We start from the raw sequence: 23,278 nt of genomic DNA, 5'->3' as shown, positions 1-23,278 counted from the left end.
AGCCTATTTTGCCGGGCGGCGCGGCGCCAGGTCGAAACTCTCCCCATCGCGAAGCGCGTGAAGCGTCGCGCCGTGAAGCGACACGATGCCGCCGGTCGACGCGCCCGCCGCAGTGGAACGGCTCGCCTGCGACGCGTCGACGATCGTGACGCCGCCGCTTCCGATCACCTGCGCGGTGCCGGCCTCGATCCGCAGCGCGGTGTCCTCGTCGATCCCGATTCCGAGAAAGTCGGGACGACGGCTGACCGCGCCGAGAAGCCGCCCGATGCGCCCGCGCTCCGCGAAATGCTGGTCGATGATGCAGTCGGGGATGAGGCCAAGCCCCGGCGCCAGTTCGATATCGTCGATGCGCGGCGTCTCTTCACCGCTTCCGCCGACGAGCATCGTTTCGCCCTGCGCCGAGGCTCCCGCCGACGTTCCCGCGATAAGTCCCCCGCGATCGTGGAGCGCGTGAATGGCCGCCTCAATCGGCGTATCTCCGGTCAGGCTCATGAGGCGCGACTGGTCGCCGCCGGTGAAGAAGATACCTTCGGCCTGGTCGATGATCCGTACACGCGCGGGATCCCGGGCTTGATCCCGATCGTCGAGGTAAAGCTCGATGAGCCGACCGATCCCAAGCGGCGCAAAGCCCTCGCAATAGGCCTCAAAATATCCATCGCGCTTCGCGCTGGCGATAGTGGCAATGACGAGCGTGCCTTGGCCCAGCTCAGCAGCGATGGCACCGAGTATCTTGCGGCTGCCATCCTTGTCTTCATGGCCGCCGATCACGAAAAGGGGGCCGCGATTAAAGGGCATGGTGATCCTTCCAGACGATGTCGGAAACCGCGGACATTCCTTCGCGGGCATAGGCGGCGGCGAAATGCGGACTGTTGTGCGCGATGCCGATCGCGCCGTCGCGGTCGAGAAGGATGACGCCCGCCTCGGCTCCGAGGCGGGCCATAGGCTCGTAAATCGTTGTAGCCGCCGCGCTGGCGCCCGTTGTCTCGAGCGCGCGCATCACGCGCGCGGCAAGCAGCGTCCGTGCGATCGCCTCGCCGTCTCCCGAAAGCGACACCGCGCCGATGCCGTCTTCGGCATAGAAGCCGCAGCCGGGAAGCGGTGCGTCGCCGACGCGCCCGGCGAGCGTGCCCGCCAGTCCGCCGGTCGATGTCGCCGCGGCAACATGTCCCGCCCGGTCGCGCGCAACGCAGCCGACCGTATCATGGTCGCTCTCGCCCGCTGTCGCCGGGCGCATGGCTTCCATGGATTCCGCGATACCGCTCGATCGTGCGAACGCCTCGGCGCCGGCACCGACGAGGAGCACGGACGGCTCGCGAAGCATGGCATGCGCCGCTTCGACGGGATTGTAGAGGAACCGCACGCAAGCAACCGCCCCGACGTCGAGGGTGGCGCCATCCATGATACCCGCGTCCATCTCGACCTCGCCGTCTGCATTCGCCACCGATCCCCGGCCCGCGTTGAACAGCGGATCATCCTCAAGCAGGCAGACCGCGGTCTTTACCGCGTCGAGCGCGCTGCCGCCGCGCTCCAATATCATCCTGCCGGCTTCCAAGGCTGCCACGCACCCCTCGCGGCGCGGCGCCTCGAGTGCAGCAGGGATCCGGCACGCTCCGCCGTGGACCGTGATCGCCCAACGTCCGTCAGCCATGCGCCGCCTCCAGCAACCGGGCGTCCTCAGGACCGGCGCTCGCCGCCCAGGCTTCGACGATCCTCCATATTCCGTCGACGTCGGTCGGCGTGAGCACGACGATATCGCCGGGGCGCGCGGCCGCAAGGCAAGCCGAGGCAGCGTCATACTCACCATTGTGCATACCGATCGCGGCCGCATCGAGCCCCGCAGCGAGGGCGCCCTTGCGCATCAAGGCATTGGCTTCGCCGGGTGGGCGTCCCCTGAGGTCAACATTCTCGCGCAGCATCAGGACATCGAACATCCCGCCCGAGAGAGCGCCGATATCGACGAGATCGCAATCGCGCCGGTCCCCCGGGATGCCGATCATTCCGATCACACGGACATTGCTGTCGCCGCGCATCGAGCCGATCAACTCGGCGAGCGCGATGAGCGCGGCGCGGTTATGGGCATAATCGACGACGATCCGCACCCCGTGCGCCTCGGCAAGGCTGAGACGCCCCGGCGAATCCTCGAAGCTTGGACGAAAGGATGCGAGGCCTGAGGCGATCATACCCGGAGCAATCCCATAGGCGGCGGCCATCGCGGCGGCCGCGGCGGCATTCTCGACATTGAACCGGGCCGTCCCGTTCAGCGTCGCCGGAATATTCGCGATGGGAATTATCGGCATGGATTCGCTGCCCCGGTGCAGCATGAGCGTTCCGCGCTCGCAGCTTACCGCCAGTCCGCCGCTCTCGAGATGCGCTTGGATCGGTGCCAACGCAGCCGCTACCGCTCCGCCGGTGAACCAGACGATCCGTCCGCGGGCCCGGCGTGCCATCCGCACGGTGAGCGGGTCGGCGGCGTTGAGAACGCACGCGCCGCTCTTTTTGACGTTGCGGGCAACGATCGCTTTGACGCGCGCCAGGTCGGCGAGCGTCTCGATGCCCTTGAGGCCGAGATGGTCGGGCGTGACATTAAGGACTGCCCCCACGTCGCACGCGTCGAAGGCGAGCCCCTCACGCAACATCCCGCCGCGCGCGGTCTCGAGAACCGCCGCTTCGACGCGGGGGTGGCGCAGCAGCATGCGCGCGCTCTTGGGACCGCTCGCGTCGCCCCCGGCGCTGCGGGTCTCGCCGACATAGACGCCCGAGGTACAGGTGAAGCCGGTCGTGAGGCCATGGTGTTCCAGGATTCGCGCGAGCATGCGCACCGTCGTCGTCTTGCCGTTCGTTCCGGTCACCGCGAAGATGGGGATACGGCTCTTTTGGCCTTTCGGAAAGAGCGAGGCGATGATCGGCCGCGCAACGTCGCGCGGCGTCCCTTCCGATGGAGCAAGATGCATGCGAAGCCCGGGCGCGGCATTTACTTCGACGATGCCGCCCCCCGACGCACGGACGCTTTGCGCGATATCGGGGACGATCATGTCGATGCCGGCGACGTCGAGTCCGAGCGCGGCGGCGGCGTCGATTGCGATCGCCGCATTTTCGGGATGAATGACATCGGTCCGGTCGATCGCGCTCCCGCCGGTCGAGAGGTTGGCGGCGCCGCGGAGCGTCACGATCTCGCCTGCCTTGGGCACGCTCGCGAGAGTGAAGTTCGCCTCGGCGAGAAAGGCCTCGAGCGCGGCGTCGATGCGGATCCGGGTGAGAACGGCCTCATGCGCGACACCGCGGCGTGGATCGTTGTTAACCGCCTCGATCAGATCCGCGATGCTGTTCCTGCCATCGCCGGCCACATGCGCGGCGACGCGCTCGGCGACCGCGACCACGGCTGTGCCGACGACGAGAATGCGGTGATCGGCTCCGACGAGCTGCTGCTCGACGATGACACGCGGTGCGATGGCTTGCGCTCGCTCGAAGGCGTCGCAAAGAGTTCCATCGTCGGCGACGCTCGTGGTGACACCGCGGCCCTGATTGCCGTCGAGCGGTTTTACAACGACCGGCCAGCCGAGCTTCGCGGCAGCGCGTTCCGCCTCCGACACCGTCCGCACGAGTTCGCCGCGCGGTACGGGGATACCGATGCTCGTGAGCATCTCTTTCGCCGCCTGCTTGTTCGCGGCGAGTTCGGCGCCGATCAGCGATGTCGCGCCGGTCACGCTCGCCCGAATGCGGCGCTGGCGGTGGCCGGTGCCGAGCTGGATGAGGCTTGCCTTGTCGAGCCGCAGGACGGGGATATGCCGGCGCCGCGCTTCGGCGACAAGCGCCGCGGTGCTGGGGCCGAGCCCGTTCTTGCGGACGATCGCTCGAAGCGCGCTCACCCTCGTGTCTGTATCGGTCGCTCTGCCGTCGAGCTCCGGGGAGATACGATCGAGCCCTTCGGCACCCTGCATCGCAGTCGGAAGCAGCGCGTTCACGAGTTCTATGGCTGCCCGCCCGGCGGCTAAGCCGCTCGGCGCATCGGCGTAGCAGTAGAGAATATCATATTGGCCCGGCTTGCCGCGCACCCTGCGCGTCTTGCCCCTCGTGACCGCGGCCCCGGCGCTGGTCTGCAGCTCGATCGCCACATGTTCGATGATATGGCCGAGGCGGGTTCCGTCGGCGAGCCGGCGGAGAAAGCCGCCAGGCGCGCCATAGCTGCAGCCATGGTCCACGAGGCCGGGAAGTAGCGATTGCAGGGCATTGTCGAAACCCGGGAGGCGGTCGCTCGGATAATCGTCGAGGATCCCGAGATCGACGCGGATCCGGATCATCGGACGCCGGCTGTAGAGGTTGGGGCCGTTATAGACCGAGCGTTCGAGCACGCGCAGCTGGGCGGAACTCAATGCGCCGGCCTTGCAGGGGGCAGCGACCGGTTGCCGCGGTCGAGGGGCGCGGTTCGAGCCGGGGCGCGCGAAAAGATGGGGCCGGGAGGGGAGAGGGGAAGCGCGGCATGCTTGTCCTTGGGTTGGGTCCTGCAGCTGCCAACGCGAGCGGCTGGGCCCGGTTGCCGGAGTTAACCTGGATCATGGCGATTGTTGCCGGCGGGTCGGCAACTGCACGCGCGGGGGCGCGTTGGGGAAGCAGGCGATGACGCATCTCCTGCCAGAGCGGGGCGCGCCCTTCGGGCTCGACCGTTCTCCACTGAATCCCGTCTCGAGGGGAAGAAGGGCAAGGTCGATGCGCGCGCCTGTTCTTCATTCGGGGGGACCGGACAGAAGGCACAACGATGAAATTCGACAGCGAGACCAGCTTCCTTACCGCATTCGACAATGAAGAGAGCCGCCACGGCGGGCCCGTTGCCGGTATTGCCGCGCGCGCCCGGCGCCTCGCGCTCATCGGCTGTTTCCGGCCGCGCCAGTGCGGGATCGCGACCTTCACCGCCGACATTTACGACCATCTGACGACCGCGCGTCCCGACATGGCGATCGATGTCTATGCGATGGCAGCCAGGCCGGGCGATGCGAGCGATTCCGCAGCCGTTGCTGGCATCGATGAGAAAGATGCCGATGGATATCGCGCTGCCGCGGAGGCGATCAACGCAAGCGGTGCCGACGCGGTCTGGCTCCAGCATGAGTTCGGGATTTTCGGGGGTCCCGCAGGCGACATGATACTGGGGCTCGTCGACCGCGTTGCGGCGCCGCTGATCGTCACCTTCCATACCATCCTCGCCGAGCCGAGCGCCGACCAGCGGCGCGTGATGGAGCATCTCGTCGCGAAGGCGGCGAAGCTCGTCGTGATGAGCGCCTTCGGCCGCGAGACGCTGATCCGCATCTATGGCGCGAAGGCAGAGCGTATCGAGCTGATCGAGCATGGCACCCCCGACCGGGCCTTCGAGGCATGTTCGCCGCTTCGCGAGCGGCTCGGCCTTGCGGGCCGTCCGGTCGTCTCGACCTTCGGCCTCCTCGGGCCGGGCAAGGGGCTGGAAGCGGCCATCCGCGCGCTGCCGGCGATTGCCGCCCAATATCCCGACATTCTCTATCGGATCGTCGGCGCCACCCATCCCAATCTCGTCGCTGCCGAGGGCGAAGCCTATCGGCAGAGCCTTGCCGACCTCGCCGGGGAGCTCGGCGTCGCGGACAATATCGCCTGGGAGAACCGCTTTCTCGACCTGCCCGAACTCCTCGAACAGATCGAGCTATGCGATATCTATCTCGCGCCCTATCCCAATCTCGCGCAGATCACCTCGGGTACGCTCGCCTATGCGGTGGCGCTCGGCCGCGCGGTCGTATCGACGCCCTTCGTGCATGCGCGCGAACTGCTCGCCGATGACGTGGGCATCCTGCTCGGCGGGGCCGACAGCGACGCGATCGCCGAGGCGGTGTTGCTGTTGCTCGCGCACCCCGGCGAACGGCGCGCGCTCCAGGAGCGCGCCTATGCGCGCGGCCGGTCTACCGCCTGGCCGGTCATCGCGGCGCGCTTTGCATCGCTGATCGAAAACGTCGCGGCCGTGCCGGCGCGGCGCGAGCCCCGGCGGATGTTCCCCTCCTTCGCCGCGATCCGCGCGCTCTCGGACGATGTCGGCATATTGCAGCACGGGACGGGGCTTATTCCCGACCGGAATCACGGCTATTGCATCGACGACAATGCGCGCGCGCTGATGCTCGTCAATGCGAGCCCGTCGCTCGGCGAGGAGGAATATGGCCTGCTCTTCGCGCGCTACGCCGCCTTCCTTCACCATGGCTGGAACCCCGATCGCGGGCGCTTCCGCAACTTCATGGCCTATGACCGGCGCTGGCTCGAGGATGAAGGGTCTGAAGACAGCAACGGGCGCACGCTCTGGGCGCTCGGCCATGGCGCAGCGCACGCGCGCACGCCGGAACTCCGCGCCTGGTGCGCGGGACTATTTGCGCGCACCGCCCCCTTGGCGGCCGACCTCAAAAGTCCGCGCGCGATCGCGTTCGCACTTCTCGGAGCCGACGAACTCCTGGCGCGCGAGACGGGGCATGCCGCGGCAGGCGCGATCGTCGAGCGCGGCGGCGCCTTCCTGCACGCGCTCTGGCGCAGCGCGCGGCGGAGCGGCTGGGAGTGGTTCGAACCCGCTCTCGCCTATGACAATGCGCGTCTCGCCGAGGCGCTCCTGCGCGCCGGGCGGCGGACGGATTCCGTTCCGATGGAAGAGGCTGGCATCGGGGCGCTCGACTGGCTCTGCGACATCCAGACGAGCAGCGAGGGGCATTTCCGTCCGATGGGTTGCGAAGGCTTCGGCGCCGAGGGTGAGCTTTTTCCGTTCGATCAACAGCCGCTCGAAGCCTGGGCGACGGTCGATGCCGCCGCGACCGCCTACCGCTTGACGGGCAAGCTGCGCTGGCATGACCGGGCCGAGCGGGCCTATGGCTGGTTTCTCGGCGCGAACGACCGCGGCGCGGTGATAGCGAGCTCGGCAACGGGGCGCTGCTGCGACGGGCTGACCCGTCACGGGGTCAATTCGAATGTCGGGGCCGAGACCGCGCTGGCTTTTCACCTTGCGCACCGCGCGATGGCCGATACATTCTGGACGCGGGGGATAGCGAAGGACACCAGCGCCAGCGATGTTGATCTGCAATCCGAACCACACGCCGCTGCACATTCTTCATGAGAAGCTTGCGGCCGACCCCGCGCGGGTCGTGCTCAGGCCCTTCCACCTCGCCTGGCAGTCCAATGTGTCCGAACCATCGCGGGCGGCGCAGCTCGCCGCCGACATATTGGCGATGGACGAGGAGGAGGCCGAGGCACAGCTCGGCCTCGTGTGGAAGGATTTTTCCGAGCGCCACTGGCAGATCGGGCGGATCTTCGACGAACGCTTCGCCGAGGTCGCGGAAGATCTGGAGCTCGATCCCGCCATCGTCTCGCCGGTCAAGCGGCGGCTGATCGGCGCCTATTTCTGCCACGAATATAGCTATGCCGCCGCCGCGCTCATGAACCCGAGCGTCGTCCCGCATCCCGACCAGAGCGGGCTTGCCGCCGACCAGCAACGCTTTCTCATGTCGATGCGCGCGGTCGGCGAGGGCCATATCAGCTCGGTCGCCTTCCGCGAGGGGATCATCGGCGAGGGCGGCGACTTCACGCTTTGGCCCCAGTCGGGACCCGCGATGGCGGCGGTTGCCGACGACCGCCATCGGCTTGGCGATGACGGCAAGGTGAGTGTCCACCGCCAGCCCGACAGTGCGATCTCGAACAGCGTTCTCTTTCCGATGACCGAGGCGCAGCGCGGCGGCATCGAGGATCTGCGCCTCGTGCCCTTCGTCCACGACGATGGCCGCACGGAATATATCGGCACCTATACCGCTTATTCGGGGCAGGCGATCCGCTCGGAACTCCTGCGCACGACCGATTTCTCGGGATTCTCGCTCGAGCCTCTGTCGGGCCGCGCCGCGCGCCACAAGGGCATGGCGCTGTTTCCGCGCAAGGTCGGCGGCCGTTATCTCATGATCGCGCGGCAGGACGGCAAGAACATCACCATCATCGCGTCGGACAGTCTCACCGACTGGGACGACGAGGGACAAATCCTCATGCGTCCCGCCTATGCGTGGGAGCTCATCCAGATGGGCAATTGCGGCAGCCCGATCGAATGCGACGAGGGCTGGATCCTTCTCACGCATGGCGTCGGTGCGATGCGCAAATACAGCCTTGGCGCGGCCTTGCTCGACCGCGACGATCCGACCAAACTCATCGCGCGCACCGAGTGCCCGATCCTATCGGCTGCCGAGAGTGACCGCGAGGGCTATGTGCCGAATGTGGTCTATACCTGTGGCGCGATGCGCGTCGGCGGGGACCTGTTCATCCCTTACGGGATTTCGGACAGCGCGATCGGTTTTGCGACGACGCCGATCGAGCGGCTGCTCGCGAGCATGCGTTAGAGGCCGGGCGCCTTATTTGAAGGGCGCGGGGCGCTCGATCTTCCGCCTGGCGTCGACCGACGCGACGAGCACGGCGCAACACAGGCAGCCATCCTCGTCGGTCACCTCGATCCGGAGCGTATCGACATCGTTGATGAGTTCGGGATTGTCGCCGAGGAGGTGCCCCGCATAGCGGGCCGCCTCGACCCTTGCTGCGGCCGTGTCGGGCAGATCGACGCCTTCATCGTCGAGCTCGCGCTGGCCGCTGCTGCTGTGGAAATAATAACGGGGCATCCAACTTCTCCCACCTTCGGCAACTCACAAGTCTGCCTAGGGTTTCGATCCGGCCACCGCCCCTTCGTCACTGCACCACGACACATGCCGATCGGGCGGGTCTCATGCCCGCCTATGGCGCTCAGGCGGCGGCAAATCCAGCCTTGTTCATCACCGTGGTCACATGTTTGTTGCCATCGGCGCCGAGCGCCGCCCTGAGGCGGGGGAAGAGGCGCTGCTCCTCCTCCTCGACATGCGCTTCGATCTCGGAGCGAAATTCGCGGACCTTGGCGATCCAGGCGGGGTCGGCGGCGTCCATTTCCAAGAGGTCGAAAAGATATTGCTTCACATAGCCATGGTCGTGAACGAGCTTGTCGGCGTCCTCGATCTGGCCATGGTCGCGCATCGCCGGATAAACGACATTCTCCTCTTCGAACGCATGTTTGGCGAGCGCGTGCTGGAGCTGGACGAGCAGCGCCTTTCGCTTTTTGACGTCGCTTTCGTCGGTCGCCTCGAGTGCGTCGAACAGCGTCATCGTTAACCGGTGTTCGGCCTTGAGGCCCTCGTCCCATTGTCCCTTGAGCGCGGTGAGGCTCTGCACCGCGGCCTTTCGGCCGAGGTTGGCGACGAGGCCGACGGCAAATCCCGCCGCGGCCGCACCGAGCAGAAAGGCCGGGTTGCCCAGCGGCTGGCGCGCGTTGGCGAAAATGTTGAGGGACATGGGAAGGCTCCTTCGGAAGGTCAGGGATGGTCGAGGCGGGTCTCGACGCGGATGAGCGATACCGCGGTGCGTCGCGGCTGAACGAGCATGAAGTGGGCCGCGACCGCGATGTCCTCGGCGCGAAGCATCTGATGCTTGCCGATCAGTTCCTTCTGCTTCTCGGGCGGGAATTCGGGATATTGGAAGTCGGCACCGGTAAACCCGGGCTCGATCAGTCCGACCTTGATATCCTGCTCCGCCAGCTCCTTGCGGAACGACTGGACGAAGCCCTGTATGCCGCTTTTCGCCGCGACGTAGATCGAGCTGCCCGGACCGCGCGACACCGCGGTCATCGATCCGATCATAATGATGTCGCTGCCCGCCGACATGCAGCGCGCCGCTTCCTGGGCGCAGACGAGATAGGCGGTGAAGTCGGTCTCGAGCTGGTAGCGCGCCTCACTCTCGCCTGCGTCGGCAAGCGCCGCCGCCGGGACGGCGGCGTTGATCACCGCGATGTCGATTTCGCCGAGAAAGCCTCGCGCTGCCTCGAAAAACCGGTCGACGTCTTCCGCCATTGAAAGATCGACGTTGATCCCGTCGCATTCGCCCACTTCGCGGATGCGCTGCAGCGCATCGTCCAGATGTTCGGGGGTACGGCCGCAGACGAACACCTTCACGCCGTAGCTTGCGAGGAGGACCGCGATCGCGCGGCCGATCCCGGTCGTGCCCCCGGTTATGATCGCCCGCCGGCCCTTGATGTCGGGGGCCTCGGTGTGCGCGTCGGCTTCATCGATCATGGCTTTTCCTCGAAGGTCGCGGAGACGGGATCGGCTCTCGTTCGCGCTGTCGGCGCGGCGACAATCCAGTAGGGATTGTCATCGTCGGCCTTGAGCAGGCTGCAGAGCGGCGCGCCGTCGACGAACAGCCGTGCGGAGCGGCCTGCCGCTTCGCCGGCAGCGATATCGAGCGCGCTTGCGGGGCTCGCCGCCTCGAAAAGGAGGCGCTTCTCGAGGCCGATATGATCTTCGTCATAGTGCAGCATGAGCGTCGGCTTGCGTGCGGGCGCCGGGCCGTCCGATGTTCCTGCCGCGACTTGGCCGGTGACGGGAGCGTTCATCGTCAGCCCCTCAGTAAGCTGGCGGATCGCTGCTCGGGAAGGATTCGTCGGCGGCCTGGTCGACGCGGTCCCACTCACGCCTTACCTCGTCGCGCATGCCGTCCGGTCCCGCCGAGCGGGTCTGATCGAAATTTTCGGGATGCGTCTCGCCATCGGCGAAGGCGGCCGAATGGCCGTCGTCCTTCGCATCGGCCGGCGCCTGCTTGCGCGTGAACCAGAACAGCGCCCCGAGGACACCGATACCGAGAATTTTTCCGAACCCCGACGAGCGGCGGGGCGCCGTCATTGCGTGTGCCATGTCTGTCTCCAGCTTGAGAGAAAATCCGGGAGGCTGAAAGGGCAACGGGGGGGCGGGCTCAAAGTTGCCGCGGCGCCGCACCGATTAACAAATGTTGCGCTGTTTGTACCGGCCGTGCGTGGCGGACGCCTCAGTTCCAGCTGAGAAGGAGGCTGCCATTCGCCGGAACGAGGAAATCGAGGCGGTCGCCGCTGTTCCCGTCGGGCCGGATCGCATCGCCGTCCGCCGCGGCGACGCGTATCGCGGGAAGCTCGCCCCGGCTCTTCCGGACGAAGCTGAGCCGGGCCGTGCAGCCTTCGCCGCCGTCGAGGCGAAGCGAGAGCCGCGCTGGCGCCATGCGCTCGAGGGCACGGACGAAATGATCGCAATAAAGGTCGAACGGCGCGCCGTCGACGCGGTGAAAGGCGCGGGTCGCGAAGATGAACGCGGCCCCGGCGCCATAGACTTCCTGCCCCACCTGGCCCGCGGGCTGACCGTCGGCATAAAGATCCTCGACCGGGAAGGAGAGGGTGGGGTCGATGCGCCCGTTACCGGGGCGCTGTTCGTCCGAGACGGCCTCGGCGGGCAGGGCGTCGGGATAATAAAACCAGGCCCGATCGAGCGCATAGCGGCAATATTCCGAAATCAGCATGCGCGCCGCAGGCTCGAGATCGGGTCCGCTGTCGGCAAGATAATGTTCGAAAGCGGCGAAGCTGTCGAAACATTCGTAGATCGCCATATAGGGTGCGTCCTGCAGACAGGTGGCGCCCAGAAAGTTGCGGTGATGGACGGCGAGGCCGATCTCGCTTTCCCAGATCTCGGTGTGATGAAAGAAGCTCGCGAGATAGACATAGCTCTGCTCGCGGTAGACGTCCCGGCCGGTGACCCGCCACAATCTCATGCAGGCGGCAGCCCCCCAGGCGGTGAGGTTGGCTTGATAATTGATGTCGAAACCCAGACCGACCGCGGTGTCGATCGCGGCGCACGCCTCGTCGAGATACAGCTTCTCGTCGGTGAGCTCGAACGCCTCGAGCATCACCCAGGCATAGATGCCGCCGACATCGGTCTGGCCGCGCCCGTCGGCTCCGGCGGTTTCGGTGATGACCGAGAAATCGGTGATCTTGTACTGGATCGGCCATTTGTAAGTGAAATGCCGCGCTGCGCGGATGGCATAAGGAAGCGATTTCAGAAACAGCCGCCGCGCCTTCGGGTCGCCATCGAGTGCGAGTTTTCCGAGGTTCAGCAGCGGGTGGTAGAGATACCAGCTGTCGACAGCGTCGGCATCCTTGTCGTCACCGGCATTGGGCAGATAGCGCCGCAGCGTCTCGAGCTTCCGGTCGTAGAATTTGCCGAGGCCCGCCTTGAACTCTTCCTCGAGGGGATGAACCTCGCCGCGCCATTTCCCCCAGTCGTGCAGCGCCTGCACGATCGACATCTGGACCATGGCGTCCGGATATTCGGCATCCGTATAAGGGTGCACGTACCGATGACCATAATGGCGCACGGTCGCCTCCGGCGCGGCGCCGAGATGCCGCGCCGTCCGCGCGACCCTCTGCCGCCAGTCGCGATATTCGGTCGGCGGCAGGGACAGCGAGCGATAGACGGCGCCCAGCATCTGGAGAAATCGCCGCGCGCTGTCGCGCTCGTCTGCCGGAGAGCCGTCGCGGACGACGAGCCTCGCATCGCTCAGCGTATAAGTGATCCCGGGCGCCAGCGGCGCGGCTTCGTCGGCCGTGTGGAGCGTCTGGCCGGGAAGGCGGAAGCCCAGCCCCGGCCAGATGCCTCCCACCGCGGCATCCGGATTGGTGCCAGTCGCCTGGAAATAGGGATTGAGCGCGGTGAAATCCTGGAAATAGAAAAAGGTACCGAAGGCGGGGTCGGTAAGTTCGCCATAGAGGAGCCCGGCGTTGAGACCGCGTTGCACCGCCTCGACGGTGCCGCGGGTCCCCATTGGATCGTCCTGGGCGTCGAACGGGAAGAGATCGCGCGCTCCGGGCGGAAGGAGCAGTGGCGCCGAGGGGCGGAGTGTCGAGACAAGGCGGAGGCAGGGGAGCGGCCCGGGTCGCGCCTCGAGCGCGACCTCATGCGCGCCGATCGCACTTTCGACATGCACGCGGGCGAGCTCGCCACCCGCGCGCTTGACCCGGCGGACCTTCGCCGCGCCGGGCCACGAGGCCGCGCGGAGGGCGACGCCGCCGCTGTTGGCGCGCCGGACGAACAGCCAGAGCGCTTCGCCGCCCGCAGCAAGTTCGACGGAGAGGTCGTCGAGCCTCTGCGAGACGATCGGAGTAGCGACCGCGAGCTCGCCGCGAACGCGAACGAGATCGGGCGTCAGCGGCGTGTCGCGGCGCGTCTCCACGCGTTGGTCAGTCACCGAAACAGGCCTTGGGAACATGGGTGATCCGACAGGCAAGATCGGCTTCCCCCGACGCGACGATATAATGATCGCCGCCATCGGTGATGCCCGTCGTGAAGACGACATCGCGTATATAGAGCTTGTCTTCGAGCGGACGCGTAAGCTCGGGGTTCGCCTCGAGGAGCGGCCGGTGATCGGTGCGGAGGACGACCGAGGGATCGTCGAGATCGAGTAGCGACCAGTAGGTGCGGTAAATGCCGACGATCTCTTTCGGCTCGACCCCATGCCAGAGCGTGAGCCATCCCGCGTCGGTACGGATCGGCGGTGTACCGCCGCCGATGCGCGCGGTCGCCACCGTGTCGGCATGCGGACGGATGCCGGGGGCCTCATGAGGCTTCCAGTGCAGCGCATCGGGCGAGGTCGCGAGGTTGATCGAGGGCCCCGCCCGCCACTTCGATCCCGGCGGATAGGCGAAATAGAGATCGCCGAGCGGCCGCGTCTGCGCCCAGTAGCGGCCGTCGATCAGGCCCTCGAAGATCAGCATGTCCTTGTTCTGATGATCGAGAACGATCCCCTCGAAGACCCAGTCGAGGCCGTTCGCCGAACTGTAGAGCGTCGTCGAGTGGCGCTCGGGGCTCACCGAACAGGTGGTCATCAACCAGCGCCTTCCGACCCGGCTGATGCGCGCGTCCTCGACGCCATAGCATTGGAAATCCGCGCCCGGATCGACAGCCTTGTCGTAATGGACGGCAACGATCTCGAGCCCGTCGGGCGAGAGCTCGACGGGAAGCAGCCACGAAAGCGAGGTTAGTGCCATGATCCGCCAGCTACCGCCGTGCACCATGAACTTTCTGGGATCCGACGTATCGCAAAGCTCGAGCGGCCAGCTATCGACCTTGTAGCGCCCAGCCTCCCACCGGATCGAATGGACATGACCATCCTCGATCGGGACCCGGAGCGCCTCGGCGACGCGCACCATCATCAGGAGATTGCCCGAGGCGAGGCGGAGCAGGCCCGGGTTGAAGGCCCCGAGCACATAGGTCTCGCGGCCGAGCTGACCCGCGAGCGGCGAGCGCGACAGATCGACATCGTCGGGGCCGAAGACCAGCCGATCGGTAGCGAATTGCATGGGTACCGCTCCTTCGCGCAGGCCGGTCAGCGTGCCGGCTTGGAAGCCGGTTTCGCTGCCGGAGCGGATACCGCCTTGCGCGATGCCGATGTCTCGGCCGCCTCCTTCGTTCCGCTTTTTGCGTCGAGGTCGACGCCGGCTTCACGCGGCCAGTGCCGAAGCGTTACGCAGGCATCGAGGAAGGCGGTGACATCGCCAGGTTTGGCCAGCGCGATGCAGGCGTCGTCGAGCTTGTCGGCGAGGCCGGCGGCCGCGAAGAGCGGCGCCGCTTCGGCGCCATGTCCGATAAATTTGCAATGCGCGAAGGCGTCGCTGACGAAGTCCTTGGCCGCCGCATCGCCTGCGAGCAGCGCCGCCCCGTCGTCGCTCGGGAGAAGCGCGACCGCGTCGAACAGCACCGACGGCCCGCCGTCGATCTTGTGCCGGCCCGCGACGCTCGTGCCGTCCGAGAGCGTGATCCCGCCGATCTTCGGTGCAACGAGTTCCCAGACAGCGCCGGCGGCGTCGACCGCCTTGGTCAGCGCCTTGAAGACCCGCGCATCCGCGCCGTCGGTCGCGAGGATTCCTAGCTTGCGTCCGGCGAAGCTCGCCGGGCCGTTGAGCAGGATACTGAGCGGCCGGGAAGGGGGAAGGTCGGCGAGCGGCTTTGTTGCGGCCTTGGCGGGCGCCGGAAGCGGCAGCCCCAGGCCATCGGCAACCGTGGCTGCGAGGCTGCGGTCGATATGGAGGAGATGCGATACGGTGCGGGCGCGAATGTCGGGGCGTTCGACCTTCGACAGCTCGAAGACAAGCGCGTCGCCGATATGCTTCTGCTCGATCGGGGTCTGGCTCACGAAGAATTGCCGCGCCTGGCTATAGTGGTCGGCGAAGCTCTCGGGGCGGATGCGCCGCTTGGCGCCTTCGGCCTCTTCGGGGAAGCTCGCAAAGCCGCGCGCGGGATCCTCGCGCGGGCCGCCGTCCGTCGGTCCCCAGCTGTTCGGCTCGTAATTGGCGCGGCCGACGGGGTTTCGCATCTCCATATGACCGTCCTGCTGGAAATGCGCCATCGGGCATTTGGGCGCATTGATCGGGATATGGGTGAAATTGGGGCCGCCGAGCCTTTTGATCTGCGTGTCGAGATAGGAGAAATTGCGGCCCTGGAGCAGCGGATCGTTCGAGAAATCGATGCCGGGGACGATGTTCTGGGTGCAGAAGGCGACCTGCTCGGTTTCGGCGAAGAAATTGTCGACGACGCGGTCGAGAACGAGGCGGCCGACGGTGCGGATCGGTACCTGCTCCTCGGGGATGAGCTTGGTCGCGTCGAGGACGTCGAATTCGAACTTGTCCGCGAAGGCGTCGTCGAAAAGCTGGACACCGAGTTCCCATTCGGGAAAGTCGCCGCTGTTGATTGCATCCCAGAGGTCGCGGCGATGGAAATCGGGATCGGCGCCATTGATCTTGACCGCCTCGTTCCACACTACAGACTGGAGGCCCTGCTTGGGCTTCCAGTGGAATTTGACGAAGGTCGATTTGCCCTTGGCGTCGACGAGGCGGAAGGTGTGGACGCCGAAGCCTTCCATCGTGCGGAAGGAGCGGGGGATCGCGCGGTCAGACATCACCCACATGATCATGTGGAAGCTCTCGGGCATCAGGCTCACGAAATCCCAGAAATTGTCGTGGGCCGATTGCGCCTGCGGGAAGGCTCGGTCGGGCTCGGGCTTCACCGAATGGACGAGGTCGGGGAATTTCATCGCATCCTGGATGAAGAAGACCGGGATATTGTTGCCGACGAGATCCCAATTGCCTTCCTTGGTGTAGAGCTTGACTGCAAAGCCGCGCACGTCGCGTGCGAGGTCGAACGAGCCTTTCGAACCCGCGACGGTCGAGAAGCGCACGAAGGCGGGCGTGCGCTCGCCGACGCGCTGGAAGATGTCGGCGCGGCTGACGTCGGCGAGGCTGTCGGTGAGCTCGAAATAGCCGTGCGCGCCATAGCCGCGTGCATGAACGACGCGCTCGGGGATACGCTCATGGTCGAAATGGAAGATTTTCTCGCGGAAATGGAAATCCTCGAGCAGCGTCGGGCCGCGCGCGCCCTGCTTGAGGCTGTTCTGGTCGTCGGCGACCGGTACGCCATGCTGGGTGGTGAGCGGCGCATGGCCGGCGCCCGCCTGATGCGTCTCGCCGCCGGTGCCACGATCCTCGCCGTAGCTCTGCATGATCGGCGCATCGGCCGGAAAGAGCGGTGCCTTGCGCGGGGACTCTCCGCCTATGTCCTTTCCTGCAATCGCAGCGGCGCTCTGCCCACGGCGCGGCTTCGGCTTCGCGGCGTCCGCGCGGGTGGAAGAGGGGGCGGTGGGGGATTTGGCCATGTCGGATCTCGCTTTGTCTGAACGGGCGCAGCAGTTGGGCGGAACGCGGTCCGCGGGCGTGCAAGCACGCCCTCCGGACCCGGCGATGGAACGAGTTCGCGCTTTGAAAGTTGCTGCACCGGGTTTGCGATTAACCTCGATCATGACGATTCCGCTTCCTTGTGAGGGGTTGCCGGGCTTTCGGAATGTTCGCAGTCGAGCAGGCCCGCTCATGCATTTCGGACGAAACAGGGAACGTCAGTGATGTTAACCGATCGCTTCTTGAAAGACCGTCGCGGGGTAAGCCTCGAGGCCGGCGAGCGCGCGCGCCTCGAAGCCGCCATCAGCACCACTTCGACCGTCGAGGCCCGCAAGATCATCGCGCGCGCCGGCGAATGGCTCGACCAGAGCACGCTCCTCGTCGAGGGCATCATGTCGCGCTATCTCGATGACCGGGACGGTCTTCGCCAGCTTGTCGCGATCCACCTGCCGGGCGACTTTGTCGACCTCCACGCCTACCCGCTGAAACACCTCGACCATGATGTCGGTACGATGACCCCGGCGACGATCGCGATCGTCCCGCATGTCGAGCTCGACGCGATCACCGAGGAAATGCCCGAGCTGACGCGCAAGCTCTGGTTCGCGACCTTGCTCGATGCCGCAATCCACCGTGCATGGCTCTTCCGGCTCGGCCGCCTCGATGCCATCGGCCGCGTCGCGCATTTCTTCTGCGAGACCAATGTGCGTCTCCAGTCGGCGGGGCTGAGCGACGGGCGTCAGTTCACGCTCGGACTGACGCAGGCCGATGTCGCCGAGATCTGCGGCCTGACGACCGTGCATGTGAACCGGGTCGTACGCCATCTTCGCGAGGAAGGGCTTTGTACGTTCCGCAACGGCAAGGTCGAGATTCTCGATGCCGCGAAGCTGGCGCGGCGCGGCCAGTTCGATCCCGCCTATCTCTATATCGACGATCCCGCATCTCCGCCGCTCCCAGACCAGAGGCCCCGCCGATGACCGGTGATTTGTCTTCCCCCCAGCCGCCCGAGACGGAAGCGGGGGTCGCCACCGCGGAAGATGGCCTGGTTCTCCTCGATGGCCCCGACGGCGTCGCGGTGACGATGACCGCGGCGGCGGCGCGCAGTACGGGCGAAAGCCTCATCGAGGCGGCGAAGCGAGCGGAAGAACAGCTCGCGGCCAAGCGGTCCTGAAGGATCGCCTGATCGCTCCCGTACGGGGGCGACGGGGCCGTCGCCGATTTGGCGCCAGGGAGCCGACGCACAGCGCGCGGCGCCGATAAACGCATTGATCGATGTTGTATCGCCGCCGTCCGGGGGAACGCGGTGATACGGCGGCGGGTTCTGCCGGGAGCGACGCCAGCGGGCGCTGCCGACCGAGGAGAAGCCGCACGTGGAAGAGGCCGCCGGACTGATTGCGCCTGCCGCGACGATGATCGCGGCGATGATGACGGCAGCCAATCTCGGCGCGCGCGTGACCGGCTCGGGCTTCGTCGTGTTCACTTTGGGCTCGCTCGCCTGGTCGGTCGTCGGGTTCACATCGGGCCAGACCAATCTTCTTGCGACGAACCTGTTCCTGACGCTCGTCAATCTCGTCGGAATATGGCGATGGCTCGGCCGCCAGCGCGGCTATGAGGATGGCGCGCGGCGTGCCGCGAAGCGAAGCCGGATCGCGGCCTCGCCCTCGCTCTTCGCCGCGAGTGCGCTAGGCGGTCTTCCGGTGAGCGATATCCGCGGCGAAGTTGTCGGCCAGGCGGTCGATGCGATGATCGAATGCGAAAGCGGATGCCTCTCTTATGTCGTCGTCGCGAGCGGCGGGCTCGGCGGCATCGACGAGACGCTGCGCGCGGTACCGGCGGCGATGCTCGACTGTCATGCCGACGGGCTCGTGCTGCTGATGAGCGCGGCGGAATATGAGAAGCGCGATACGCTCGACGGCGCCGCTTGGCCTGCGCGGCCCCCACGCGGACAGGTCGCCACGGAGGCGTTGCTCGCCCCCGCGGCGGCGGCGGGCGAGGGGCCGCGGGGCGCCGGAAAGGAAGTGGCCCATGACGCGGCTCAGGGATAATGGTCTCACCGTCGTGCTGCTGCTGCTGTTCGCAGCGTCGATCGTCGGCCACTGGGTAACGGGGTGGCATGTCGCGCTCGCGGACGCTGCGCGGCACCATCAGCCCGGTCTGTCGCCCTGGGCCTACGGCGGCAGTCCGCAATTCCTGTCCTCGGTGTTCGAAAACTGGGAGAGCGAGTTTCTCCAGATGTCGGCCTATGTCGTGCTGACGGCGATGCTCGTTCAGCGTGGCTCGTCGGAATCGCGGGGTCCCGACGCGCCGCTACGCGACGCCGATCTTGCCGCGCAGGCGCGCAAGCCCGGTGCCCCTGCGGTGCTGCGCAAGGGTCGTCTCGCGCGCGCTCTCTATGCTCGGTCGCTGGGGCTGGTGCTCGCGATGCTGTTTCTTGCCTCCTTCATCCTCCACTGGACGCAGAGCGCGCGCGCGGCCGCCGAGGACGCGCGCGAGCATGGCGAAATCGCCCTTTCCACCTTCGCCTATCTCGGCGACCCCGGCCTCTGGTTCGAATCCTTCCAGAATTGGCAGAGCGAATTTCTGTCGACCGCCGTTCTGGTGCTCTTGTCGATCTTCCTTCGTCAGAAAGAGTCGCCCGAATCGAAGCCCGTCGCCGCTCCGCACGCGGAGACGGGATCGTGACGGCGAATGGCCGAGCGAACCGGCGTGGGCGTTACGGCCCCGCTGCCCCGGTGCCTGTCTCGCTGGGCGCTCGGAGCGCCGATTTAATCCTCGAACCGCGGAACGATCGCAGCGGACGGGCGTCAGTCGTTCATCGCCCCGAAGTCGGGGCCGCTTCCCCCGACCGGCGCCGGCCCCGCCGACGCTCCCCAGATGACGCCCGGCCTCTGCCCGGGCGGGAGATGATCCATGTCCAGATCCAAGAATGACCTTCCCGATCCGCTGATTCTCGCCGCCGCTGGCGCGGGCATCGCCGTGCTCGCAACCGGCGCGGCGCTCTGGCAGCGCCGTCGGCACCGCGAGAGCCGAGGGCAGGAAGAAACAATCGCGACCGACGCGCCGCATTGGACGCTCGACAAAGCCTCCTCCCGCACGATGTTCGGCAAGTCGGTGCTGATCAATCGCCCACGCGCCGAGCTCTATGCGGCATGGACGCCCGAACGCTTTCCCGACTTCATGGAGAATGTGGTCGCGGTCGACGACCTCGGCGACGATGTCTCGCAGTGGACGATCAAGGCGCCCGCCGGGCGCGAGGTGACACTGGTCAACCGCATCACCGAGCGCGTCGAGGACACATCGATCTACTGGCAAAGTACGCCGGCCTCCGACATCGCGAACAGCGGCGAGGTGCGCTTCACCGACGCGCCGGCGGGGCGAGGCACCTATGTCAGCCTGATCCTCGCCTATGACCCGCCCGCCGGGAAGGTCGGGCGCCTCGCCGCCAAGCTCCTTCAGCGCGAGCCCGAAGTGCAGGCGCGGCGCGACCTTCACCGTTTCAAGCAGCTTATGGAAACGGGCGAAGTGACGACCAATGCCTCGCCCTCCGCGCGAGGCGCCGAGAGCCCTGCCGAGCCGCACATCTGAACGCCGAACCGCAGCACAATCACATCAAGGAGAAGGCCATGCGCGCCGTTACCTGGCAGGGACGCCACAAGATCAGTGTCGAAACCGTTCCCGATCCCGAAATCGTCAACCCGCGCGATGCGATCATTCGCGTGACCTCGACCGCGATCTGCGGCTCGGACCTTCATCTTTACGACGGCTATATTCCGGGCATGCGCGCGGGCGATATCGTCGGCCACGAATTCATGGGTGAAGTGGTCGAGACCGGCGCATCCTCGACGCTGCAGCGGGGCCAGCGCGTCGTCGTGCCTTTCACGATCAGCTGCGGGCAATGTTTCTTCTGCGAGAAGCAGCAATATAGCGCCTGCGACAACAGCAACCCGTCCGAGACGCGGGATGCATCCGAGCTGATGATGGGTCATGCGATGGGCGGGGCGTTCGGATATGCGCATCTCACCGGCGGCTACGCCGGCGGGCAGGCCGAATATGTCCGCATTCCCTATTCGGATGTCGGGCCGGTGGTCATTCCCGACGACCTTCCCGACGACGACGTGCTCTTCCTCTCGGACATCCTCCCGACCGGCTGGCAGGCGGCGGTCAACGCCGATATCGAGCCCGGCGACACCGTTGCCGTCTGGGGCTGCGGCCCCGTCGGCCTGTTCACGATCCAGTCGGCGCTGCTCTTGGGCGCCGGGCGCGTGATTGCGATCGATCATTTTCCGACGCGGCTCGCGCTCGCGCGCAAATATGGTGCCGAGATCCTCGATTATACACAGGTCGACGTTCGCGAGGCGCTCGATGAAATGACCGGCGGCGTCGGGCCGGACGCCTGCATCGACTGCGTCGGAATGGAGAGCCACGGGTTTACGGCCGACAACATTCTCGACCAGGTCAAGGTCAAGATGCTGTCGTCCACGGAACGTATCCACGCCTTGCGCCAGGCGATCCTTGCGTGCCGCAAGGGCGGCCGCCTGTCGATCCCCGGGGTTTACGGCGGCTTTGCGGACAAATTCCCGCTCGGCCAGCTCATGGAGAAGGGCCTTTCCGTCAAGAGCGGACAGACGCATGTCCAGCGCTATTCGGGCGAGCTTCTTGACATGATCCGCGACGGCAAGTTCGACACCATTTCGCTCATCTCGCATCACGCGCCGCTTGAAGACGCGGCCGACATGTACCGGCATTGGCACGATGACCAGGACCTCTACACGAAGATCGTCCTGAAACCCGGCCTCAAGAAAGGGGACATCTCGGCCCGGCAGGAGCTGCAACATGCCTGATCGCAAACTCGCTGTCGTCACCGGCGCCTCGAGCGGTATCGGCCGCGAGATCGCCCTACTCGCCGCGAAGGATGGTTACGACCTCATCGTCGCGGCCGACGAGCCGCTCGTCGATGCTGCCGCGGGCCTCCTTGCCAAGGGCGTCGAGGTCGAGGCGGTGGAAGCCGACCTCGCGACTGCTGCCGGGGTCGAACGTCTTCTTGCCGCTGCGGGCGGCAGGCCGATCGACATTCTCGTCGCCAACGCGGGTCATGGCCTCGGCCACGGTTTTCTCGACCAGCCCGTCGACGCGTGGCGTCACGTCATCGACACAAATATCACCGGCACGCTGTTGCTGCTTCAGCCGGTCCTGAAGGCGATGGTCGCGCGCGGCGAAGGCAAGGTACTGATCACCGGCTCGATCGCCGGGCATCTCGCCGGCTCCTTCCAGGCGGTGTACAACGGCACCAAGGCCTTCGTCGACAGTTTCGCCGCGGCGATTGGCAATGAATTGAAGGACAGCGGCGTCACCATCACCTGTCTCAAACCCGGCGCGACCGAGACGCGCTTTTTCGAGCGGGCCGGCATGCTCGACACCAAGGTCGGGCAATCGGAAAAAGACGATCCCGCCGATGTGGCGAAAACCGGATGGGACGCGCTCCTCGCAGGAGAGCATGCGGTCGTTCACGGGCTCAAGAACAAGGCGCAGGTCCTCGTATCGGGCGTTCTCAGCGAAGCGGCGACAGCCGAGATGCACCGGAAGCTGGCCGAGCCGGGGTCGGGGACGCAAGGCTGATCTGGCCGATCCGGCCTCATTTGGTGAAGAGGAGACGATCATGAACAATCGCAATGACAGCAGGGATGGGGGCTCCGCCGGGGACGGGTCGCTGCCGCAAGAGCCCGCGGAACGCCGGGAGAATGTCGGAACGACGACGCCCGACCGCTATCCCGCCGGGGAGCGCGAGGCCGGCGACGTATCGGGCGCCGCCAACCGCGGCCATCGGCGCAGCACCGGCTGCGGTCCTGTCAGCGGAAGCGGCGCGGGTGCCGGCGGCAAGGGCAATGCCGAGGATTATGATAGCGACCCGCAAGGCGGCGGCGGGCGCGCTGCCGAACCCGATACGCCCCCGCCCGGCAAGGGGGCGGACGCGCCGGTTGGCGGGAGCCGTTAGGCCCTCGCGGCGGTCGGGCGGCGCGGCGCAATTGCTCTGGCAGCGCTGTACCCGCCGGTTCACTCGATCCGGTAGTCGATCGGCTTGAAGCTGCCGCCGCAGCTGTCGTAGGCCGAGCAGGCGGTGAGCCCGACGATCAGGTCGTCGAGCGCGCGAAGCCGGATGAAGTCACCGGCCTTCGTCGTCGGCGGAAGGACGCGGATCTTGCCGTCGCTGCCGACCGGCACATTCATAAACAGGTTGAACGCGACGGGAATGGCGTCGGCAGCAATCCCATATGGCTCGAGCGCGTCGGCCAGATTGCCGAAGCAGCCGCGATGAACGGGCTTGTCGGCGTAGAAATGGCGAAAGGTCGCCTCGCTGCATGGCGTCAGCAGAAAATCATGCACCCCGCAGCTGTCTTCGACGATCTCGAGCAATGCGTTTGACCGGTTCGACCACAAGCGGTTGCCGGTCGTCAGCCGGATCGTCTCTTCATAGTCGAACGTCCGCCCGTTCGAGATCGCTTCGCGGGGATCCGCCGCACGAAACGCAAGAAGGTCGCCGACCTGGCCGCCCTCGGGGTCGGTCACGCAGAGAATCTTGTCCTTGGGAAGCGTGAAGGCGACGCCGCTGCGGGGCGCGATCCGGTCGGTCATGAATGCTCCTGAACTGAGAAGGTGCGGCGGGAATGAATTGAGATGTCATGAAGCGGTTGCCGGGAGGAGGACGAAATGCGGCTTTGAAAC

General features: G+C 66.3%; 21 protein-coding genes and 1 pseudogene. 10 read left to right on the top strand and 12 right to left on the bottom strand.

What is annotated here, in order from left to right; translation table 11 throughout:
* Positions 1-3: 3 nt before the first annotated feature.
* The 3 genes from LH19_RS11570 to cphA are packed head-to-tail and all read right to left on the bottom strand — an operon-like array spanning position 4 to position 4,370.
* Complete coding sequence (locus LH19_RS11570) at positions 4-795, bottom strand: cyanophycinase (protein WP_054728052.1); 792 nt, start codon at positions 793-795, stop codon at positions 4-6.
* A complete protein-coding gene (locus tag LH19_RS11565) occupies positions 785-1,648 on the bottom strand; it encodes an isoaspartyl peptidase/L-asparaginase family protein (RefSeq protein ID WP_054728050.1) in 864 nt (287 codons plus the stop codon). The genes LH19_RS11570 and LH19_RS11565 overlap by 11 nt, the downstream gene beginning before the upstream one ends.
* The gene (gene cphA / locus LH19_RS11560; protein WP_201258434.1) at positions 1,641-4,370 is read right to left on the bottom strand and encodes a cyanophycin synthetase; all 2,730 of its coding nucleotides are present in this window, start codon (positions 4,368-4,370) and stop codon (positions 1,641-1,643) included. The genes LH19_RS11565 and cphA overlap by 8 nt, the downstream gene beginning before the upstream one ends.
* A gap of 383 nt (positions 4,371-4,753) precedes the next feature.
* Here cphA and LH19_RS11555 point away from each other — a divergent pair, with 383 nt between their 5' ends.
* Positions 4,754-7,102 (top strand): glycosyltransferase family 4 protein, encoded by a 2,349-nt coding sequence (locus LH19_RS11555; RefSeq protein ID WP_082395606.1) that lies wholly within the window; start codon positions 4,754-4,756, stop codon positions 7,100-7,102.
* Positions 7,056-8,363, top strand: a complete 1,308-nt coding sequence (locus LH19_RS11550) for a glycoside hydrolase family 130 protein (protein ID WP_054728049.1) — start codon at positions 7,056-7,058, stop codon at positions 8,361-8,363. The genes LH19_RS11555 and LH19_RS11550 overlap by 47 nt, the downstream gene beginning before the upstream one ends.
* Positions 8,364-8,375: 12 nt before the next feature.
* Here the strand turns inward: LH19_RS11550 and LH19_RS11545 are convergent, their stop codons facing one another.
* The 8 genes and pseudogenes from LH19_RS11545 to LH19_RS11510 all read right to left on the bottom strand — a co-directional run.
* Entirely contained in the window at positions 8,376-8,636 is a 261-nt protein-coding gene (locus LH19_RS11545) for a DUF6894 family protein (protein ID WP_054728047.1), read from the bottom strand.
* 121 nt (positions 8,637-8,757) lie between these two features.
* Complete coding sequence (locus LH19_RS11540; protein ID WP_054728045.1) at positions 8,758-9,336, bottom strand: hemerythrin domain-containing protein; 579 nt, start codon at positions 9,334-9,336, stop codon at positions 8,758-8,760.
* A gap of 20 nt (positions 9,337-9,356) precedes the next feature.
* Positions 9,357-10,112 (bottom strand): SDR family oxidoreductase, encoded by a 756-nt coding sequence (locus tag LH19_RS11535; protein WP_054728043.1) that lies wholly within the window; start codon positions 10,110-10,112, stop codon positions 9,357-9,359.
* Positions 10,109-10,432 carry a hypothetical protein gene (locus LH19_RS11530; protein WP_054728041.1) on the bottom strand — a complete coding sequence of 108 codons (324 nt, stop codon included), beginning with the start codon at positions 10,430-10,432 and terminating at the stop codon, positions 10,109-10,111. Before LH19_RS11530 ends, LH19_RS11535 begins: the two co-directional genes overlap by 4 nt.
* Positions 10,433-10,442: 10 nt before the next feature.
* Positions 10,443-10,730 (bottom strand): hypothetical protein, encoded by a 288-nt coding sequence (locus LH19_RS11525; protein ID WP_137892512.1) that lies wholly within the window; start codon positions 10,728-10,730, stop codon positions 10,443-10,445.
* Positions 10,731-10,860: 130 nt separating this feature from the next.
* Positions 10,861-13,083 carry a hypothetical protein gene (locus LH19_RS11520; protein ID WP_234716155.1) on the bottom strand — a complete coding sequence of 741 codons (2,223 nt, stop codon included), beginning with the start codon at positions 13,081-13,083 and terminating at the stop codon, positions 10,861-10,863.
* Entirely contained in the window at positions 13,076-14,194 is a 1,119-nt protein-coding gene (locus LH19_RS11515; protein ID WP_054728037.1) for a glycoside hydrolase family 130 protein, read from the bottom strand. Before LH19_RS11515 ends, LH19_RS11520 begins: the two co-directional genes overlap by 8 nt.
* A 119-nt stretch (positions 14,195-14,313) precedes the next feature.
* Positions 14,314-16,389, bottom strand: a pseudogene (locus LH19_RS11510) (catalase); the annotation flags it as partial.
* Positions 16,390-16,785: 396 nt separating this feature from the next.
* On the opposite strand from LH19_RS11510, the gene LH19_RS11505 reads away from it, so the two are divergent.
* From LH19_RS11505 to LH19_RS11470, 8 genes are all read left to right on the top strand, one after another.
* Complete coding sequence (locus LH19_RS11505) at positions 16,786-17,535, top strand: Crp/Fnr family transcriptional regulator (protein WP_054728034.1); 750 nt, start codon at positions 16,786-16,788, stop codon at positions 17,533-17,535.
* Entirely contained in the window at positions 17,532-17,729 is a 198-nt protein-coding gene (locus LH19_RS11500; protein ID WP_054728032.1) for a hypothetical protein, read from the top strand. Before LH19_RS11505 ends, LH19_RS11500 begins: the two co-directional genes overlap by 4 nt.
* Positions 17,730-17,928: 199 nt before the next feature.
* Positions 17,929-18,603 carry a PRC-barrel domain-containing protein gene (locus tag LH19_RS11495; RefSeq protein ID WP_322787410.1) on the top strand — a complete coding sequence of 225 codons (675 nt, stop codon included), beginning with the start codon at positions 17,929-17,931 and terminating at the stop codon, positions 18,601-18,603.
* Positions 18,584-19,240: a DUF6766 family protein gene (locus LH19_RS11490; protein ID WP_054728031.1), complete on the top strand. Its 657-nt coding sequence runs from the start codon at positions 18,584-18,586 to the stop codon at positions 19,238-19,240. Before LH19_RS11495 ends, LH19_RS11490 begins: the two co-directional genes overlap by 20 nt.
* A 228-nt stretch (positions 19,241-19,468) precedes the next feature.
* A complete protein-coding gene (locus LH19_RS11485; RefSeq protein ID WP_234716154.1) occupies positions 19,469-20,143 on the top strand; it encodes an SRPBCC family protein in 675 nt (224 codons plus the stop codon).
* Positions 20,144-20,181: 38 nt separating this feature from the next.
* The gene (locus LH19_RS11480) at positions 20,182-21,399 is read left to right on the top strand and encodes a zinc-dependent alcohol dehydrogenase (RefSeq protein WP_054728029.1); all 1,218 of its coding nucleotides are present in this window, start codon (positions 20,182-20,184) and stop codon (positions 21,397-21,399) included.
* Entirely contained in the window at positions 21,392-22,174 is a 783-nt protein-coding gene (locus tag LH19_RS11475; RefSeq protein ID WP_054728027.1) for an SDR family NAD(P)-dependent oxidoreductase, read from the top strand. Before LH19_RS11480 ends, LH19_RS11475 begins: the two co-directional genes overlap by 8 nt.
* Before the next feature lie 40 nt (positions 22,175-22,214).
* Complete coding sequence (locus LH19_RS11470) at positions 22,215-22,550, top strand: hypothetical protein (protein WP_054728025.1); 336 nt, start codon at positions 22,215-22,217, stop codon at positions 22,548-22,550.
* A gap of 59 nt (positions 22,551-22,609) precedes the next feature.
* Here LH19_RS11470 and LH19_RS11465 read toward each other — a convergent pair whose 3' ends face one another.
* A complete protein-coding gene (locus LH19_RS11465; protein WP_054728023.1) occupies positions 22,610-23,188 on the bottom strand; it encodes a DUF1989 domain-containing protein in 579 nt (192 codons plus the stop codon).
* Positions 23,189-23,278: the final 90 nt, after the last annotated feature.

This window comes from Sphingopyxis macrogoltabida (genome assembly GCF_001314325.1).
Taxonomy (GTDB): Bacteria; Pseudomonadota; Alphaproteobacteria; order Sphingomonadales; family Sphingomonadaceae; genus Sphingopyxis; species Sphingopyxis macrogoltabida.
This window is presented reverse-complemented; position numbering and strand designations above follow the sequence as displayed.

What these genes read in the sequence shown, in the direction of transcription:
- LH19_RS11540 (WP_054728045.1), bottom strand. Translation starts at nt 9,336, where the DNA reads ATGTCCCTCAACATTTTCGCCAACGCGCGCCAGCCGCTGGGCAACCCG.
- LH19_RS11505 (WP_054728034.1), top strand. Translation starts at nt 16,786, where the DNA reads ATGTTAACCGATCGCTTCTTGAAAGACCGTCGCGGGGTAAGCCTCGAG.
- LH19_RS11485 (WP_234716154.1), top strand. Translation starts at nt 19,469, where the DNA reads ATGTCCAGATCCAAGAATGACCTTCCCGATCCGCTGATTCTCGCCGCC.
- LH19_RS11535 (WP_054728043.1), bottom strand. Translation starts at nt 10,112, where the DNA reads ATGATCGATGAAGCCGACGCGCACACCGAGGCCCCCGACATCAAGGGC.
- LH19_RS11490 (WP_054728031.1), top strand. Translation starts at nt 18,584, where the DNA reads ATGACGCGGCTCAGGGATAATGGTCTCACCGTCGTGCTGCTGCTGCTG.
- LH19_RS11565 (WP_054728050.1), bottom strand. Translation starts at nt 1,648, where the DNA reads ATGGCTGACGGACGTTGGGCGATCACGGTCCACGGCGGAGCGTGCCGG.
- LH19_RS11465 (WP_054728023.1), bottom strand. Translation starts at nt 23,188, where the DNA reads ATGACCGACCGGATCGCGCCCCGCAGCGGCGTCGCCTTCACGCTTCCC.
- LH19_RS11525 (WP_137892512.1), bottom strand. Translation starts at nt 10,730, where the DNA reads ATGGCACACGCAATGACGGCGCCCCGCCGCTCGTCGGGGTTCGGAAAA.
- LH19_RS11475 (WP_054728027.1), top strand. Translation starts at nt 21,392, where the DNA reads ATGCCTGATCGCAAACTCGCTGTCGTCACCGGCGCCTCGAGCGGTATC.
- LH19_RS11500 (WP_054728032.1), top strand. Translation starts at nt 17,532, where the DNA reads ATGACCGGTGATTTGTCTTCCCCCCAGCCGCCCGAGACGGAAGCGGGG.
- LH19_RS11555 (WP_082395606.1), top strand. Translation starts at nt 4,754, where the DNA reads ATGAAATTCGACAGCGAGACCAGCTTCCTTACCGCATTCGACAATGAA.
- LH19_RS11470 (WP_054728025.1), top strand. Translation starts at nt 22,215, where the DNA reads ATGAACAATCGCAATGACAGCAGGGATGGGGGCTCCGCCGGGGACGGG.
- LH19_RS11545 (WP_054728047.1), bottom strand. Translation starts at nt 8,636, where the DNA reads ATGCCCCGTTATTATTTCCACAGCAGCAGCGGCCAGCGCGAGCTCGAC.
- LH19_RS11515 (WP_054728037.1), bottom strand. Translation starts at nt 14,194, where the DNA reads ATGCAATTCGCTACCGATCGGCTGGTCTTCGGCCCCGACGATGTCGAT.
- LH19_RS11570 (WP_054728052.1), bottom strand. Translation starts at nt 795, where the DNA reads ATGCCCTTTAATCGCGGCCCCCTTTTCGTGATCGGCGGCCATGAAGAC.
- LH19_RS11530 (WP_054728041.1), bottom strand. Translation starts at nt 10,432, where the DNA reads ATGAACGCTCCCGTCACCGGCCAAGTCGCGGCAGGAACATCGGACGGC.
- LH19_RS11550 (WP_054728049.1), top strand. Translation starts at nt 7,056, where the DNA reads ATGTTGATCTGCAATCCGAACCACACGCCGCTGCACATTCTTCATGAG.
- LH19_RS11480 (WP_054728029.1), top strand. Translation starts at nt 20,182, where the DNA reads ATGCGCGCCGTTACCTGGCAGGGACGCCACAAGATCAGTGTCGAAACC.